This window comes from Pseudomonas sp. GW456-L13, from assembly GCF_017350115.1.
GTDB lineage: Bacteria > Pseudomonadota > Gammaproteobacteria > Pseudomonadales > Pseudomonadaceae > Aquipseudomonas > Aquipseudomonas jessenii.
In genome coordinates this window covers 2,216,818-2,230,769 of sequence record NZ_JACNAS010000002.1, presented here as the reverse complement: position 1 = coordinate 2,230,769, position 13,952 = coordinate 2,216,818, and the positions used below count along the sequence as shown (strand labels likewise).

The window sequence follows — 13,952 nt, the reverse complement described above, 5'->3', positions numbered from 1 at the left end:
TGGAGAATTCCATGAGCAGCGATCTTATCAAACACGTTAGCGACGCTAGCTTCGAGGCCGACGTACTCAAGGCCGAAGGCGCTGTACTGGTCGATTACTGGGCTGAATGGTGCGGCCCTTGCAAAATGATCGCTCCTGTTCTGGACGAGATTGCCGAGACTTACAAAGGCAAGCTGACCGTTGCCAAGCTGAACATCGACGAAAACCAGGAAACCCCGGCCAAGCATGGCGTGCGCGGTATCCCAACCCTGATGCTGTTCAAGAACGGCAACGTTGAAGCGACCAAGGTCGGCGCACTGTCGAAGTCGCAACTGGCTGCATTCCTCGACGCCAACATCTAAGCGTCGTTGCAAAGTGTCCTGAAAAAGCCCCGCAAATAGCGGGGCTTTTTGCGTATTCAGGGCTAGACGCTCCTAAACTCAGATGGTACATTCGGCCCCGCACTGGTTTCTCCATTGCCCCCTGCTAGCCGTCGCCGACGCACTCCTTTTCGAATAAGTACGCGATCCTGTCGCCTTCTCCGCGGCGCGGCCTCATTAAGCCAAAAGCTTAATTTCCCCCCTCCATAAATGATTACGTCATTCCTATATGAATCTGACTGAACTCAAGCAAAAGCCGATTACCGAACTGCTCGAATTGGCCGAACAGATGGGCATAGAAAATATGGCCCGTTCGCGCAAGCAGGACGTGATTTTCTCCCTGCTCAAGAAGCACGCGAAAAGCGGTGAGGAAATCTCCGGTGATGGCGTGCTGGAGATTCTCCAGGACGGCTTCGGCTTCCTGCGCTCCGCTGACGCTTCCTATCTCGCAGGTCCAGACGATATCTACGTCTCGCCGAGCCAGATCCGCCGTTTCAACTTGCGCACCGGTGACACCATCGTTGGCAAGATCCGCCCTCCAAAGGAAGGCGAGCGTTATTTCGCGCTGCTCAAGGTCGACACGATCAACTTCGACCGTCCGGAAAACGCGAAGAACAAGATTCTCTTCGAGAACCTGACCCCGCTGTTCCCGACCGTGCGCATGAAGATGGAAGCCGGTAACGGTTCCACCGAAGACTTGACCGGTCGTGTCATCGACCTGTGCGCCCCGATCGGTAAAGGCCAGCGCGGTCTGATCGTTGCACCGCCGAAAGCCGGCAAGACGATCATGCTGCAGAACATTGCCGCGAACATCGCGCGTAACAACCCTGAAGTTCACCTGATCGTGCTGCTGATCGACGAACGTCCGGAAGAAGTAACCGAAATGCAGCGCACCGTGCGCGGTGAAGTGGTTGCCTCGACGTTCGACGAGCCGCCAACCCGTCACGTGCAGGTTGCCGAAATGGTGATCGAGAAGGCCAAGCGCCTGGTCGAGCACAAGAAAGACGTGGTGATCCTGCTTGACTCCATCACTCGTCTGGCTCGCGCCTACAACACCGTGATCCCGAGCTCCGGCAAGGTACTGACCGGTGGTGTCGATGCCCACGCCCTGGAGAAACCGAAGCGTTTCTTCGGCGCCGCGCGGAACATCGAAGAAGGCGGCTCGCTGACCATCATCGCCACCGCGCTGGTTGAAACCGGCTCGAAGATGGACGAAGTGATCTACGAGGAATTCAAAGGCACCGGCAACATGGAGCTGCCTCTGGATCGCCGCATCGCTGAAAAACGCGTGTTCCCGGCCATCAACATCAACCGTTCCGGCACCCGCCGCGAAGAGTTGCTGACCGCCGACGACGAGCTGCAGCGCATGTGGATTCTGCGCAAACTGCTGCACCCGATGGATGAAATTGCTGCCATCGAGTTCCTGGTCGACAAGCTGAAAACGACCAAGACCAACGACGAATTCTTCCTGTCGATGAAGCGCAAGTAACATCGCCCGTTGAGTTCAAGAGAATGGCGCCCCGGTGGGGCGCCTTTTTTTTGCCTGGGCCATGGGAGGTTTTTGATTGGCCAAGGTCAGTTGGTTAGCACTTCAACCAGCCGCGTTTGCAGTCATCTCCGGGGGCGATGCTCAAGCGCGCTGAAAATAACGATCTGACTGGTTTAATGCTTATGAGCTCACTGGCTTATCGAAGGGATATCGACGGCTTGCGCGCAGTGGCGGTGATCGCCGTCGTGCTGTTTCACTTTGGCGTTCCTGGGTTTACCGGCGGCTTTGTCGGCGTGGACGTGTTTTTCGTGATTTCCGGTTACCTGATCACGTCGATCATCTGGAGTCAGCGCCAGGCCGGGCAATTCAGCTTCGTCGATTTCTGGGCCCGGCGTGCGCGGCGGATTTTGCCGGCGTTGTTCGCGATGATCATTGCGGTGCTGGCGGTCGGCTGGTTTTTGCTGGCACCGAAGGATTACGAAGAGCTGGGGCGATCGGTGCGTTACCAGGTGATGTTCGTCTCCAACATCCTGTTCATGCGCCAGGACGGCTATTTCGATGTCGCCTCCGATCTCAAGCCTCTGCTGCACACCTGGTCGCTGGCGGTGGAGGAGCAGTTTTACATCGTCTTCCCGTTGCTGCTGACACTGCTGTCGAGCCGTCTCAAGCATTGGCGACTGGCACTGTTCAGCGTATTGCTGCTGTCCTTTGGTTTGAGCGTGTGGGCTGTCGCCCATCATCCGGAAAAAGCTTTCTTCCTGTTGCCTATGCGTGCGTGGGAGCTATTGGCCGGTGCGATGCTGGCGGTAGCGCCCAAGTCTGCATGGCGTCTCAAGCCGATGGCGGCGCAGTGGCTGAGCCTGCTCGGTATGTTGCTGATCCTGTTGGCGGTGTTCGGTTATGACAAGGCCACGCCATTCCCGGGTGTCGCGGCGTTGCTGCCGGTGCCGGGTGTGGTGCTGCTGATTCTGGCCAACGGTCATCGTGAAACCTGGGTTGGTCAGTTTTTGAGCAGTCGGATAATGGTCGGCCTCGGTCTGATTTCATATTCCTGGTACCTGTGGCACTGGCCGGTGTTCGTATTCTCCAGCTATGCCAGCGTCGGTGAAACGAGTGTTTTCGACAGTGCCGGGTTGATTTTACTGACGCCGTTGCTGGGTTATCTGTCCTGGAAATTCGTCGAGACCCCGTTTCGTGAGCGTCGCCTGCTCGCCGGGCGCCGGCAGATTCTGCTCGCTGGCGCCTGCGGCGTCCTGGTGCTCGGCCTGGCCGGACAAGCCTTGCGATGGACCGACGGCTTGCCATGGCGTCTGTCTGACCAGGCCCTGCAATACGCCAAGGGTCGCGAATGGCGGCCAGAGCTGATGGCCTGCCTGGCCGATGACAAGACGCCGGATGACAAGTTGTTCTGCCGTTATGGCGCGCAAAACCGCCTGCCCCCAGCGCTTGTCTGGGGCGATAGCCATGCCACGGCGTTGATTCCGGTTTTCGACGAGGGTGCCAAGGCCCATGGCGTCAATGTGATGCTCGCCAGTTCTGCTGGCTGTTTGCCTGTCGAAGGCCTGGAGCACGATGCGCGTTGTGCGCGGTTCAATCAACGCGTTGAGCAGGCCCTGAAGCCGCAAGCTGTCAGCGATGTGGTGCTGGTTGCGCACTGGAGCCTATACCTCTACGGCGATGCCAAAGGTGATCTGGGCCACGTTCTGAAAAGCCCTGACGGGCATTACGACCGCGCAATTGCCGAACAACGTCTGGCCGATGGCTTGCGTACCCGGGTCGCGCAATTGCGTGCCGGCGGGCATCGGGTCTGGTTGGTAAAAGAGGCGCCGTTGCAGGCCTTCAGCCCACCGTATCGCCTCACCCGTCTGGCAATGCTGGCCCGTTCGGTCGACGATGTCGGGCTGGCGCTCGCAGAGCATCACAAGCGCCAGGCATTCATCAGTCAATTATTCGCACAACTGGCGCAGGACCCGGCGGTACAGGTGGTGGACCCGGCGCCAAGACTGTGTGATGCGAGCGGCCTGTGCCGCGCCGAACGCGGCGGCTACTCGTTGTACACCGATGACAATCACCTCTCGGAAGTCGGTGCGCGGTTCGTGGCGCCGATCCTCGAACCGCTGTTTGTCAGCCTGCAAGCCAGGGCAAACCCGGGGAAACCGCAGGTGAATGCATCCAGATAAGCAGCGATAAGCTGCCAGCGGCTGGCAGAGCAGGTAGGATGTACGCCTATTTTTCGGGTGCCATCATCAATGAAATTCAAGGATCTTCGGGATTTCGTGCAGCAGCTTGAGCAGCGCGGAGAGTTGAAACGCATCCAGATCCCCGTCTCTCCAGTGCTGGAGATGACCGAGGTGTGTGATCGCACGCTGCGTGCCAAAGGCCCGGCGCTGTTGTTCGAAAAGCCGACAGGCTATGACATCCCGGTGCTCGGCAACCTGTTCGGTACCCCCGAGCGGGTCGCCATGGGCATGGGTGCCGAGTCGGTCAGCGAGCTGCGCGAGATCGGCAAGCTGCTGGCGTTCCTAAAGGAACCCGAGCCGCCCAAAGGCCTGAAGGATGCCTGGTCCAAGCTGCCGATCTTCCGCAAGATCATTTCGATGGCGCCGAAAGTCGTCAAGGACGCGGTGTGCCAGGAAGTGGTCATCGAAGGCGACGACGTCGACCTGGCCATGCTGCCGGTGCAGACCTGCTGGCCGGGCGACGTCGGTCCGCTGATCACCTGGGGCCTGACCGTCACCAAAGGCCCGAACAAGGATCGCCAGAACCTCGGCATCTACCGTCAGCAAGTGATCGGTCGCAACAAGGTCATCATGCGCTGGCTGAGCCACCGTGGCGGCGCGCTGGATTACCGCGAGTGGTGCGAAAAGCATCCGGGCCAGCCGTTCCCGGTTTCCGTGGCCCTGGGCGCTGACCCGGCGACCATCCTCGGTGCCGTGACCCCGGTGCCCGACAGCCTTTCCGAATACGCCTTCGCAGGCCTCTTGCGCGGTAACCGCACTGAGTTGGTGAAGTGTCGCGGCAACGACCTGCAAGTGCCGGCCACCGCCGAAATCATCCTCGAAGGCGTGATCCATCCGGGCGAGATGGCCGATGAAGGCCCATACGGCGACCACACCGGTTACTACAACGAAGTCGACAGCTTCCCGGTGTTCACCGTCGAGCGCATTACCCATCGGATCAAGCCGATCTACCACAGTACCTACACCGGCCGTCCGCCGGATGAGCCGGCGATCCTCGGCGTGGCATTGAACGAAGTGTTCGTGCCGATCCTGCAGAAGCAGTTCCCGGAGATCACCGATTTCTACCTGCCGCCCGAAGGTTGCTCGTACCGCATGGCCATCGTGACCATGAAAAAGTCGTATCCGGGCCACGCCAAGCGGGTAATGCTGGGTGTCTGGTCGTTTTTGCGACAGTTCATGTACACCAAGTTCGTTATCGTCACCGACGACGATATCAACGCCCGGGACTGGAACGACGTGATCTGGGCCATCACCACGCGCATGGACCCCAAGCGCGACACCGTGATGATCGACAACACGCCGATCGACTACCTCGACTTCGCCTCGCCGGTTTCCGGCCTGGGGTCGAAAATGGGCCTCGATGCCACGCATAAATGGCCGGGCGAAACTACTCGCGAATGGGGCCGGGTCATCGTCAAGGACGATGCCGTGACCCAGCGGATCGATGCCATCTGGAATCAGTTAGGAATAGATTGATGCGTGTAACCTTGCAGCCCTCCGGAGCAGTGCTTGAGATATTGCCCGGCGAGCGGATTCTCGATGGCGCACGACGTCTGGGCTACGAATGCCCGCAAAGCTGCCGCAACGGCAATTGCCACGTGTGCGCGGCGCTGCTGGTGGAAGGCCGGGTCGAGCAGGCTGGCAATGTGCGTGACCATGGCGAGTTCTACACTTGCATAGCGGAGCCGCTGGAAGACTGCATCGTGCTGTGGGATGGCGTGCTCGCGCTGGGAGAACTGCCGGTGCGCAGCGTGTCGTGTCAGGTCATTGAGTGCAAGGAGGTGGGCGGCGACACCTGGCGCGTGCGTCTGCGGGCTCCGGCTGGCAAACCGCCGCGCTACCACGCTGGCCAGTACCTGATGATCGAACGGGAGAACGGCGAAAAGTCCGCATTCTCCCTCGCCTCGGCACCGCATGCGGGACGCGACCTGGAAATCCACGTACTGGCGCGCGAATCCAGTGCGCTGAGCCTGATCGAACAGCTCCAGCGCAACAGCATGGTGCGGATCGAATTGCCGTTTGGCGATACCCACCTGGAGGAGTTGCCATACGGTCCTCTCGTGCTGATCGCCGCGGGTACCGGCATGGGCCAGATCCATAGTCTGATCGAGCATTGCCGGGCCTCGGGTTTCAAGCACCCGGTGCATCTGTATTGGGGCGTGCGTCGTCCTGAAGATTTTTATCAGATCGAGCATTGGGACGAATGGCTGAAGTTGCCCAACCTGTTCCTGCACAAGGTCGTCAGCGATCAATGCGGTTGGGAAGGGCGGTGCGGCATGTTGCATGAAGCGGTCTGTGAAGACTTCCCTGACCTCAAGCCGCTACACGTGTACGCCAGTGGCTCTCCGGCCATGGTCTACGGCACGCTGGATGCGCTGGTGGAAGCGGGAATGGATGCCCACCAGATGCGTGCCGACGTATTTGCCTACGCACCAAGATCCTGATGCTGCACACCCTGTAGGAGCGAGCTTGCTCGCGATGGGCCCAAGAACACCGCGGGCAGCCTGACTTCCCGCGTAATCGTTAACGACCATCGCGAGCAGGCTCGCTCCTACAGGTTATCCTGTTATAACTCTCTATATAGCCCATCGGTATTTATAAAATCATATAAATGCCGGTAGGTTATATGTTGTCCAGGCAATTCATTAAGAACTGTGCCATGGCATTTAAATTGCCTTAAAACTTATGTGCCTTATTGTTACAGCCGTGCGTTCTATTAAGTAATTCTTCACCCGCGGGGAGCTGAACGCTATTCGCCATGAGCGCCATTGAATCTGCTGTTTTGAATCTGGCTTACCCTCCGCGGCTCGATCTGGGGCCGCAGCTCACTCACGAACAACTGCTCAGCTCGATGCAATCGACCATGGCGCGCCACAAGGGCGGGCCGGTGTGGCTGTTTGCGTATGGCTCGCTGATCTGGCGCCCTGAATGCACGGCGGTTGAGCGGGTTCGCGGCCGGGTGCATGGCTACCATCGCGGGTTGTACCTGTGGTCCCACGAACATCGCGGCACCCCGGAAATGCCCGGCCTGGTGTTTGGCCTGGATCGCGGCGGTTCTTGCAGCGGTTTCGCCTATCGCTTGCCCGAAGAGCAACTCGAAGCCTCGCTCTACGCACTTTGGCAGCGCGAGATGCCTTTCCCTTCCTACCGCCCGCACTGGCTCAACTGCCGCCTCGACGATGGCAGCCAGGTTCAGGCATTGGGCTTTGTGCTGGAACGACACCTGCCCAGCTATGCCGGCAACTTGCCGGACCATGTGCTGAGCCATGTGTTCGAAAACGCTTGCGGGCGCTACGGTACCACTCGCGATTATGTCGAGCAGACCGCGCACGCCCTGCGCAGCCACGCCATGCCAGACCGGAATCTGGAGGCGCGGCTCAAGCGCTGTAAATCAAAGACCGATCAAGCGAGTGCTTCGCGGCCCTGACTGGCGATTTGTTTGTGCCGTAGTGTCGGGGCCAGGAAGGCCATCGCCAACAGGCAGGCACCGACCAGCAGCACGAAACCGCCGTCCCAACCGAAATGGTCCACGGTGTAGCCCATCGCTGCACTGGCCGCGACCGAACCGCCCAAGTAACCGAACAGACCGGTAAAGCCCGCCGCCGTACCGGCAGCTTTCTTCGGTGCCAGTTCCAGCGCCTGCAGGCCGATCAGCATCACCGGACCGTAGATCAGGAAGCCAATGGAAAGCAGCGCGATCATGTCGACCATCGGATTGCCGGCCGGGTTGAGCCAGTAAACCAGCGTCGCGACCGTCACCAACGCCATGAACACCATGCCGGTCAGGCCACGGTTGCCACGGAAGATCTTGTCCGACATCCAGCCGCACAGCAGCGTGCCCGGAATACCTGCCCACTCGTAGAAGAAGTACGCCCACGAGGTTTTATCCACAGTGAAACCCTTGGCTTCCTTCAGGTAGGTCGGTGCCCAGTCCAGCACGCCGTAACGCAGCAGATAGACAAAGACGTTGGCCAAGGCGATGTACCAGAGCATTTTGTTGCGCAGCACGTATTTGACGAAGATTTCCTTGGCGCTGAATTCCTCTTCGTGGCTGGCGTCGTAGCCTTCCGGGTAGTCGTTCTTGTATTGCTCGATCGGCGGCAGGCCAACCGATTGCGGGGTGTCGCGCATGGTCACAAAGGCAAACACCGCTACTGCCAGCGCCACGGCTGCCGGCACGTAGAACGCGGCGTGCCAGTCATTGAACAGCCCCATGCCGATCAGGAACAACGGGCCGATCAGGCCACCGCCGACGTTGTGCGCCACGTTCCAGACGGACACCACGCCGCCACGTTCCTTCTGCGACCACCAGTGCACCATGGTCCGGCCACTCGGCGGCCAACCCATGCCCTGCGCCCAGCCGTTGATGAACAGCAAAATGAACATCATGGTCACGCTGGACGTCGCCCAGGGCGCGAAACCGAAAATGAACATCACCCCAGCCGATACCAGAAGACCGAATGGCAGGAAGAAGCGCGGGTTGGAACGGTCGGACACCAGGCCCATGAGAAACTTCGACAGACCGTAGGCAATCGCGATGGCGGACATCGCCAGACCCAGCTGGCCACGGGAGTAGCCCTCATCGATCAGATACGGCATGGCCAGGGAGAAGTTCTTGCGCAGCAGGTAGTAACCGGCATAGCCAATGAAAATGCCGGCGAAAATCTGCCAGCGAAGGCGTCGGTAGGTGCTGTCTATTTTTTCTTCAGGCAATGGAGCCTGATGTGCGGCAGGACGAAAGAAAGCAAACATTCAAGAGCTCCAGATTTCTTGTTTTGACTGCGGATACGAATATTACAGTTTCGTTACCGAAAATAGCACCGGTTCTCATCGGCAAAACAGCGGAAATGTTGGAAGTCGCGCGTTCCTTTATGAACATGTCGCTCAGATGTAAGTGAAGGGCGGTGTAGGAAGTGTTACCTGCTTTCGGTTTTCAGCTGGACTCGCAGTTACCTGACCCACTCGCTTTCACCGACTCAATTGCCGGAAGAGAAACGTCTGGCTCTGATTGCCAAGCTCAATGCCAGCGTCCGTTCGATTGTGCAGCGGTGTAGCGCACATCCGGCGAGTCGGTATGTGCGGTTTTTGCCGGAGGAGATTCGGGTGTTGCTTTGACGGCAATAAAAGCGCGGCTACATGGCCGCGCTTGTTTGCAGAGAGATTCAGCGAACCTGCACCACCACTTTCCCCACCGCTTTACGCTGGCCAAGGTCATTGATCGCCTGCGCCGCATTGCTCAGCGGATACACCCGGGACACCAGAGGTTTGAGCTTGTCTTCGGCAAACCAGCCAAACAACTGCTGGAAGTTCGCCGCGTTGTCCTGCGGCTGGCGTTGGGCGAACGAGCCCCAGAACACGCCGAGCACTGCCGCACCTTTAAGCAAGGCCAGGTTGACCGGCAATTCGGGAATGCGACCGCTGGCGAAGCCGACCACCAGCAAGCGGCCGTTCCAGGCGATGGCACGGATGGCCTGGTCGAACAGGTCGCCGCCGACCGGGTCGTAGATCACGTCGGCACCCTGGCCGTCGGTCAGGCGCTTGATTTCGTCCTTCAGGCTGGTTTCGCTGTAGTTGATCAGTTCGTCGGCGCCGGCGGCCTTGGCCACGGCGAGTTTCTCTGCGCTGCTGGCCGCCGCGATCACCCGGGCGCCCATGGCTTTGCCGATTTCCACCGCCGCCAGGCCGACACCACCGGAAGCACCCAGTACCAGCAGGGTTTCACCCGGTTGCAGGTTGCCGCGTTGCTTGAGGGCATGCATCGAGGTGCCGTAGGTCATGCTGAAGGCGGCGGCGGTGTTGAAGTCCATCGATGGCGGGATCGGCAGTGCGTTGTAGCTCGGCACGGCGACCTGCTCGGCAAAGCTGCCCCAGCCGGTCAGGGCCATGACCCGGTCACCGACTTTCAAGTGGCTGACTTTTTCACCCACTGCGCTGACCACGCCGGCCGCTTCACCACCCGGCGAAAACGGGAAGGGCGGCTTGAACTGGTATTTGCCCTCGATGATCAACGTGTCGGGGAAGTTCACCCCGGCGGCGTGCACGTCCAGCAGGATTTCATTCTTCTTCGCGACAGGACTGGCGACGTCTTCCAGCACCAGCGATTCGGCAGGGCCGAAGGCTTTGCACAGCACGGCTTTCATCAGGGCTATTCCTTTGGGAGTGATGGCCGATAAGTGTAGGTGTGTGGGTCGATGGGTCAACGAGCATGCCCGGCCCTGATAGTCAGCCATAAGCTTGTGCTTGCGCGGCGGGTCGTTATGCTAGGCCGCAAACCGGATAAGGAGCGAATTTTGAAAGCGTGGATCATGTTGATGCTGGCCCTGTCTCTGCCTGTGGCAGCGGTGGCCGAAGAAGCCAAAGAAGATGCAGCTCCGAAGGTCAGTTACATCACCCTGAGCCCGCCGTTCGTGGGTAACTACGGACTGGACGGCACGCCGAAACTCAAGGTCTACAAGGCCGATGTGGCGTTGCGGGTGACCGGTGACGAGGCTGCCAAGGCGGTGAAGGCCAATGAACCCTTGATCCGCAATCAATTGGTCGCACTGTTCGCCCAGCAGACCACCGAGACGATGAACAACGTCGAGGCCAAGGAAAAGCTGCGTCAGGAAGCCCTGAAACAGACCCAACAGGTGATGAACGACGAAACCGGTAAGCCGGTGGTTGAGGATTTGTTGTTCAACAACTTGATCATTCAGTAAGACTTCAATTGCTTGAGCTGGCGTCATCGCGAGCAAGCTCGCTCCCACAGTGGATTGGTGTTGAAGCACAATCACATGTCCACCGCAGAACCTTGTGGGAGCGAGCTTGCTCGCGATGAGGCCAGTCCAGGCGACAAATGACTCAAGGCTTTAAGGCAATCACCGCTGCCCATTGCTCCGCCGTCACCGGCATCACCGATAACCGCGAGCCTTTCTGCACCAGTGGCAACTCGGCCAGCGCCGTCTGCTGTTTCAGATAATCCAGTTTCAGCACCCGGGCAAACGTTTCCACATGTGCTACGTCGATCGCACTCCAGGCGTTTTTATCCGGGGTGGCCTTAGGGTCAAAATAATGGCTCTCTGGCTCCAGCGCCGTCGGGTCCGGATACGCGGCTTCGACAATCTTGCCGATTCCGGCGATGCCAGGCTCGGGGCAGCTGGAATGATAGAAAAAGAACTCATCCCCCACCGCCATGGCACGCAAAAAATTACGCGCCTGATAGTTGCGAACCCCGTCCCAGCGCGCTTTGCCGAGCTTTTCCAGCCCTTTGATCGAGAGTTCGTCGGGCTCGGATTTCATCAGCCAATAGGCCATGTCTTTTGCTCCTTGCGTGGTGATTGAGCAGCTTGTCGGCGATTTTATGACAAACCGACAGTCGGTTGACGTCAGCATTTGCGCAGCGGTTCACGTTGTCGCAAAATGCCGGCCTTTAAAGCTTGACGCTGCTGCACGGCCTACAAACGGAAACCGCTGCTGTCATCGTGTTGATGTGCCTTTGGGGGGCAATCGATGAAACGCAAACCGGATTTACTATGGATTTTGGTCATTTTGTTTGGCCTTGGCGTCGTGACCACTGGCTATGCCCAAAGCCTATGGGCCAACAAGACCGATGCGCCGGTCGAACTCGCCCAATTGCAGCAACAGTCGACAGCCTTCAAGCGCTGATCCTGTTGCCTCGGCGCCACTGATCGAAGTGGCGCCTAGCCTGCGTAATACCAGGCCTTGTCCGTCACCGTTCCTTGCAGCGGCACATCCCAGCTCGCCTGAGCCAATCGCGCCACTTTCTGACATTCATGGGCCAGCCCCAACAGCGTCGGCTTGCGCCAGTCATTTCGTCGTGCCAGGTAGGCCAGGCTCCGGTCGTAGAAACCACCGCCCATTCCCAGGCGTCCGCCGACATCGTCAAAACCCACCAATGGCAACAGCACCAGATCCAGCGCCCAGATCTTGCGCTGCCGGGCGAGGTTGGCCCGTGGTTCGAGAATACGGAAGCGGTTGGGTTTGAGTTTTTCCCCGGGACGGATGCGCTGGAACACCATTTTGGTTCGCGGCCAGGCGCTCAGCACCGGTAGATAGGTGGCTTTGCCCCGGCGTTGCGCGGCGCGCAGCAACAGACGCGGATCGATTTCACCATCGGTCGGCAGATAGAGCGAGATGTGTCGGGCGCGGCGGAACAGCGGTTGCTGGGCCAATTGCTTGTACAGCCCGCGAGCGGCCTGGCGTTGCTGACTGGGTGTCAGTGCGCGGCGGGCCTTGCGCAGCATGCGTCGAAGTTGCGGGCGGGGGAGCAGCGCAGGTTCGGTCATGTATTCGGGCTTCAACAATGCGGATACGTGAAGCGTACCCGTAAAAACGCCAATGCCGGTATCAAAACCGGCATTGGACTGAAATCAGGCTCCCCGAATGTGCCGCTGTCGACTTAGCCCTTGAACCCGAAAGTTCAAGGTGGAAGATGCAGTAGGCTTTAAGGCTTTCCGTCTAGCGGACATGCACACCAGCCCAACGTGCAACCTCCAGGGTATAGCAAATCGGCTCAGGGACATCGCCAACTGGCAAGCACCCCAGGGAGTGAGGGGATTATACCGCAAGCGGCGGCGCGAATCAGCCTTTGGTGACATCCGGATCGGTGGCGAGCGCCAGATCGACGCGATCGAGCAGGTCACGCACTTGTTCGCGGGTCGAGCCGCTGGCCTGGATATCCGGCCGTTCTTCCTTGTGCAACAGGTCGTGGGTGATGTTCAGCGCGGCCATCACGGCGATACGGTCGGCGCCGATGACTTTGCCGCTGCTGCGGATCTCGCGCATCTTGCCGTCCAGATAACGGGCGGCGCTGATCAGATTACTGCGCTCTTCCTGTGGGCAGATGATCGAATACTCTTTGTCGAGGATCTGCACGGTGACGCTATTGCTTGAACTCATGAGTCTTGCTCCAGGGCCTTGAGGCGCGAAATCATCGATTCGACCTTACGCCGGGCGATTTCGTTTTTTTCAATGAGGTGCGCGCGTTCCTCGCGCCAGGTCTTTTCCTGAGCTAGTAAGAGTCCGTTTTGACTCTTAAGTTGCTCGACTCGGGTAATCAGCAGTTCGAGTCTGGCCATCAGCGCTTGCAGGTCGGTGTCTTCCATTGTCTTCACTGTCTGATGGGTGACGGACTGTAGGAGCGAGCTTGCTCGCGATGAACCCGAGAACGCCGCAGGGTGTCAGGTACCCAGCGTTATCATTGACGACCATCGCGAGCAAGCTCGCTCCTACAGGGGTAGTCGATGTAGGATACAAGGCCTTCATTCTAGACATAGCGCCGTCTGGCGCCTAGCTGCCCATGACCATTCAGAATTCCCCGTACCAAGCCTTCGCCACCCTGCTGACTTCCAGCGGTCATAACGTCTCGCCTGCCGAACTGCATGGCCTGCTGCTCGGCCGCAGCTGTGCCGGCGCCGGTTTCAATGCCGAAGAGTGGTTGATCGACGCCGCCGAACTGCTCGAAAGCGAGCCGCAGGACAACGTTCGCAACGCCTTGATCGGCTTGCAAGAGATGGTCAAGGGCGAGCTAACGGGCGATGACGTGACCGTCGTTCTGCTGTTGCCGACCGATGACGCCCCCCTCACCGACCGTGCCGTCGCACTGGGCCAGTGGTGCCAGGGTTTCCTCAGCGGCTTCGGCCTGAACTGCCGTGACAGCAGCGCCCTGAGTACCGAGGCCACCGAGGTGCTGCAGGATCTGGCGGCCATTTCCCAGGTGCAGGATGCCCTGGAAGAGTCCGACGACGGCGAAAACGACTACATGGAAGTCATGGAGTACCTGCGCGTCGCACCGCTGCTGCTGTTCTCCGAGACCAAAAAAGACGTACCGGCCGCCGCCAAACCGTCGCTGCACTAATCGTTTGC

At 59.2% G+C, this 13,952-nt stretch carries 15 protein-coding genes and 1 other RNA gene; 9 read left to right on the top strand and 7 right to left on the bottom strand.

Annotated features, from left to right (window positions below; all coding sequences use genetic code 11):
* Positions 1 to 11: 11 nt before the first annotated feature.
* The 6 genes from trxA to J4D25_RS24330 all read left to right on the top strand — a co-directional run bounded on the left by trxA (position 12) and on the right by J4D25_RS24330 (position 7,515).
* Positions 12 to 341: a thioredoxin TrxA gene (gene trxA / locus J4D25_RS24355; protein ID WP_003206727.1), complete on the top strand. Its 330-nt coding sequence runs from the start codon at positions 12 to 14 to the stop codon at positions 339 to 341.
* Positions 342 to 588: 247 nt separating this feature from the next.
* Positions 589 to 1,848: a transcription termination factor Rho gene (gene rho / locus J4D25_RS24350; protein WP_057712815.1), complete on the top strand. Its 1,260-nt coding sequence runs from the start codon at positions 589 to 591 to the stop codon at positions 1,846 to 1,848.
* Positions 1,849 to 2,030: 182 nt separating this feature from the next.
* Entirely contained in the window at positions 2,031 to 4,028 is a 1,998-nt protein-coding gene (locus J4D25_RS24345; RefSeq protein WP_057712816.1) for an acyltransferase family protein, read from the top strand.
* Positions 4,029 to 4,097: 69 nt separating this feature from the next.
* Positions 4,098 to 5,564: a 4-hydroxy-3-polyprenylbenzoate decarboxylase gene (ubiD, locus tag J4D25_RS24340; protein ID WP_008048693.1), complete on the top strand. Its 1,467-nt coding sequence runs from the start codon at positions 4,098 to 4,100 to the stop codon at positions 5,562 to 5,564.
* The gene (locus J4D25_RS24335) at positions 5,564 to 6,532 is read left to right on the top strand and encodes a CDP-6-deoxy-delta-3,4-glucoseen reductase (protein WP_057712817.1); all 969 of its coding nucleotides are present in this window, start codon (positions 5,564 to 5,566) and stop codon (positions 6,530 to 6,532) included. Before ubiD ends, J4D25_RS24335 begins: the two co-directional genes overlap by 1 nt.
* Before the next feature lie 314 nt (positions 6,533 to 6,846).
* Positions 6,847 to 7,515: a gamma-glutamylcyclotransferase gene (locus tag J4D25_RS24330; protein ID WP_057712818.1), complete on the top strand. Its 669-nt coding sequence runs from the start codon at positions 6,847 to 6,849 to the stop codon at positions 7,513 to 7,515.
* Here the strand turns inward: J4D25_RS24330 and glpT are convergent.
* Complete coding sequence (glpT, locus tag J4D25_RS24325) at positions 7,491 to 8,840, bottom strand: glycerol-3-phosphate transporter (RefSeq protein WP_008048696.1); 1,350 nt, start codon at positions 8,838 to 8,840, stop codon at positions 7,491 to 7,493. The genes J4D25_RS24330 and glpT overlap by 25 nt on opposite strands.
* Positions 8,841 to 9,250: 410 nt before the next feature.
* The gene (locus tag J4D25_RS24320; protein ID WP_057712819.1) at positions 9,251 to 10,228 is read right to left on the bottom strand and encodes an NADPH:quinone oxidoreductase family protein; all 978 of its coding nucleotides are present in this window, start codon (positions 10,226 to 10,228) and stop codon (positions 9,251 to 9,253) included.
* 150 nt (positions 10,229 to 10,378) lie between these two features.
* On the opposite strand from J4D25_RS24320, the gene J4D25_RS24315 reads away from it, so the two are divergent.
* Positions 10,379 to 10,786, top strand: coding sequence for a flagellar basal body-associated protein FliL (locus J4D25_RS24315; protein ID WP_032829534.1), 408 nt, complete (start codon positions 10,379 to 10,381; stop codon positions 10,784 to 10,786).
* Between the two features lie 142 nt (positions 10,787 to 10,928).
* On the opposite strand, the gene J4D25_RS24310 is transcribed toward J4D25_RS24315, so the two are convergent.
* Positions 10,929 to 11,381, bottom strand: coding sequence for an EVE domain-containing protein (locus J4D25_RS24310; protein WP_057712820.1), 453 nt, complete (start codon positions 11,379 to 11,381; stop codon positions 10,929 to 10,931).
* A 195-nt stretch (positions 11,382 to 11,576) separates the two neighbouring features.
* On the opposite strand from J4D25_RS24310, the gene J4D25_RS24305 reads away from it, so the two are divergent.
* Positions 11,577 to 11,732 (top strand): hypothetical protein, encoded by a 156-nt coding sequence (locus tag J4D25_RS24305; RefSeq protein WP_007982896.1) that lies wholly within the window; start codon positions 11,577 to 11,579, stop codon positions 11,730 to 11,732.
* Between the two features lie 35 nt (positions 11,733 to 11,767).
* Here the strand turns inward: J4D25_RS24305 and J4D25_RS24300 are convergent, their stop codons facing one another.
* The 4 genes from J4D25_RS24300 to J4D25_RS24285 all read right to left on the bottom strand — a co-directional run bounded on the left by J4D25_RS24300 (position 11,768) and on the right by J4D25_RS24285 (position 13,192).
* A complete protein-coding gene (locus J4D25_RS24300) occupies positions 11,768 to 12,373 on the bottom strand; it encodes a 5-formyltetrahydrofolate cyclo-ligase (RefSeq protein WP_008048703.1) in 606 nt (201 codons plus the stop codon).
* Positions 12,374 to 12,459: 86 nt separating this feature from the next.
* Positions 12,460 to 12,638, bottom strand: a non-coding RNA gene (gene ssrS / locus J4D25_RS24295) — 6S RNA.
* A 30-nt stretch (positions 12,639 to 12,668) separates the two neighbouring features.
* Positions 12,669 to 12,986: a cell division protein ZapA gene (locus J4D25_RS24290; RefSeq protein WP_057712821.1), complete on the bottom strand. Its 318-nt coding sequence runs from the start codon at positions 12,984 to 12,986 to the stop codon at positions 12,669 to 12,671.
* Positions 12,983 to 13,192, bottom strand: a complete 210-nt coding sequence (locus J4D25_RS24285; protein WP_007982902.1) for a TIGR02449 family protein — start codon at positions 13,190 to 13,192, stop codon at positions 12,983 to 12,985. The genes J4D25_RS24290 and J4D25_RS24285 overlap by 4 nt, the downstream gene beginning before the upstream one ends.
* A 194-nt stretch (positions 13,193 to 13,386) precedes the next feature.
* Here J4D25_RS24285 and J4D25_RS24280 point away from each other — a divergent pair, with 194 nt between their 5' ends.
* The gene (locus J4D25_RS24280; RefSeq protein WP_057712822.1) at positions 13,387 to 13,944 is read left to right on the top strand and encodes a YecA family protein; all 558 of its coding nucleotides are present in this window, start codon (positions 13,387 to 13,389) and stop codon (positions 13,942 to 13,944) included.
* The last annotated feature ends 8 nt before the right edge of the window (positions 13,945 to 13,952 follow it).

Coding starts and splice junctions, on each gene's coding strand:
- ubiD (WP_008048693.1), top strand. CDS start 4,098: ATGAAATTCAAGGATCTTCGGGATTTCGTGCAGCAGCTTGAGCAGCGC.
- J4D25_RS24335 (WP_057712817.1), top strand. CDS start 5,564: ATGCGTGTAACCTTGCAGCCCTCCGGAGCAGTGCTTGAGATATTGCCC.
- J4D25_RS24300 (WP_008048703.1), bottom strand. CDS start 12,373: ATGACCGAACCTGCGCTGCTCCCCCGCCCGCAACTTCGACGCATGCTG.
- J4D25_RS24290 (WP_057712821.1), bottom strand. CDS start 12,986: ATGAGTTCAAGCAATAGCGTCACCGTGCAGATCCTCGACAAAGAGTAT.
- J4D25_RS24310 (WP_057712820.1), bottom strand. CDS start 11,381: ATGGCCTATTGGCTGATGAAATCCGAGCCCGACGAACTCTCGATCAAA.
- J4D25_RS24280 (WP_057712822.1), top strand. CDS start 13,387: ATGACCATTCAGAATTCCCCGTACCAAGCCTTCGCCACCCTGCTGACT.
- J4D25_RS24330 (WP_057712818.1), top strand. CDS start 6,847: ATGAGCGCCATTGAATCTGCTGTTTTGAATCTGGCTTACCCTCCGCGG.
- J4D25_RS24285 (WP_007982902.1), bottom strand. CDS start 13,192: ATGGAAGACACCGACCTGCAAGCGCTGATGGCCAGACTCGAACTGCTG.
- glpT (WP_008048696.1), bottom strand. CDS start 8,840: ATGTTTGCTTTCTTTCGTCCTGCCGCACATCAGGCTCCATTGCCTGAA.
- J4D25_RS24345 (WP_057712816.1), top strand. CDS start 2,031: ATGAGCTCACTGGCTTATCGAAGGGATATCGACGGCTTGCGCGCAGTG.
- rho (WP_057712815.1), top strand. CDS start 589: ATGAATCTGACTGAACTCAAGCAAAAGCCGATTACCGAACTGCTCGAA.
- J4D25_RS24320 (WP_057712819.1), bottom strand. CDS start 10,228: ATGAAAGCCGTGCTGTGCAAAGCCTTCGGCCCTGCCGAATCGCTGGTG.
- J4D25_RS24305 (WP_007982896.1), top strand. CDS start 11,577: ATGAAACGCAAACCGGATTTACTATGGATTTTGGTCATTTTGTTTGGC.
- trxA (WP_003206727.1), top strand. CDS start 12: ATGAGCAGCGATCTTATCAAACACGTTAGCGACGCTAGCTTCGAGGCC.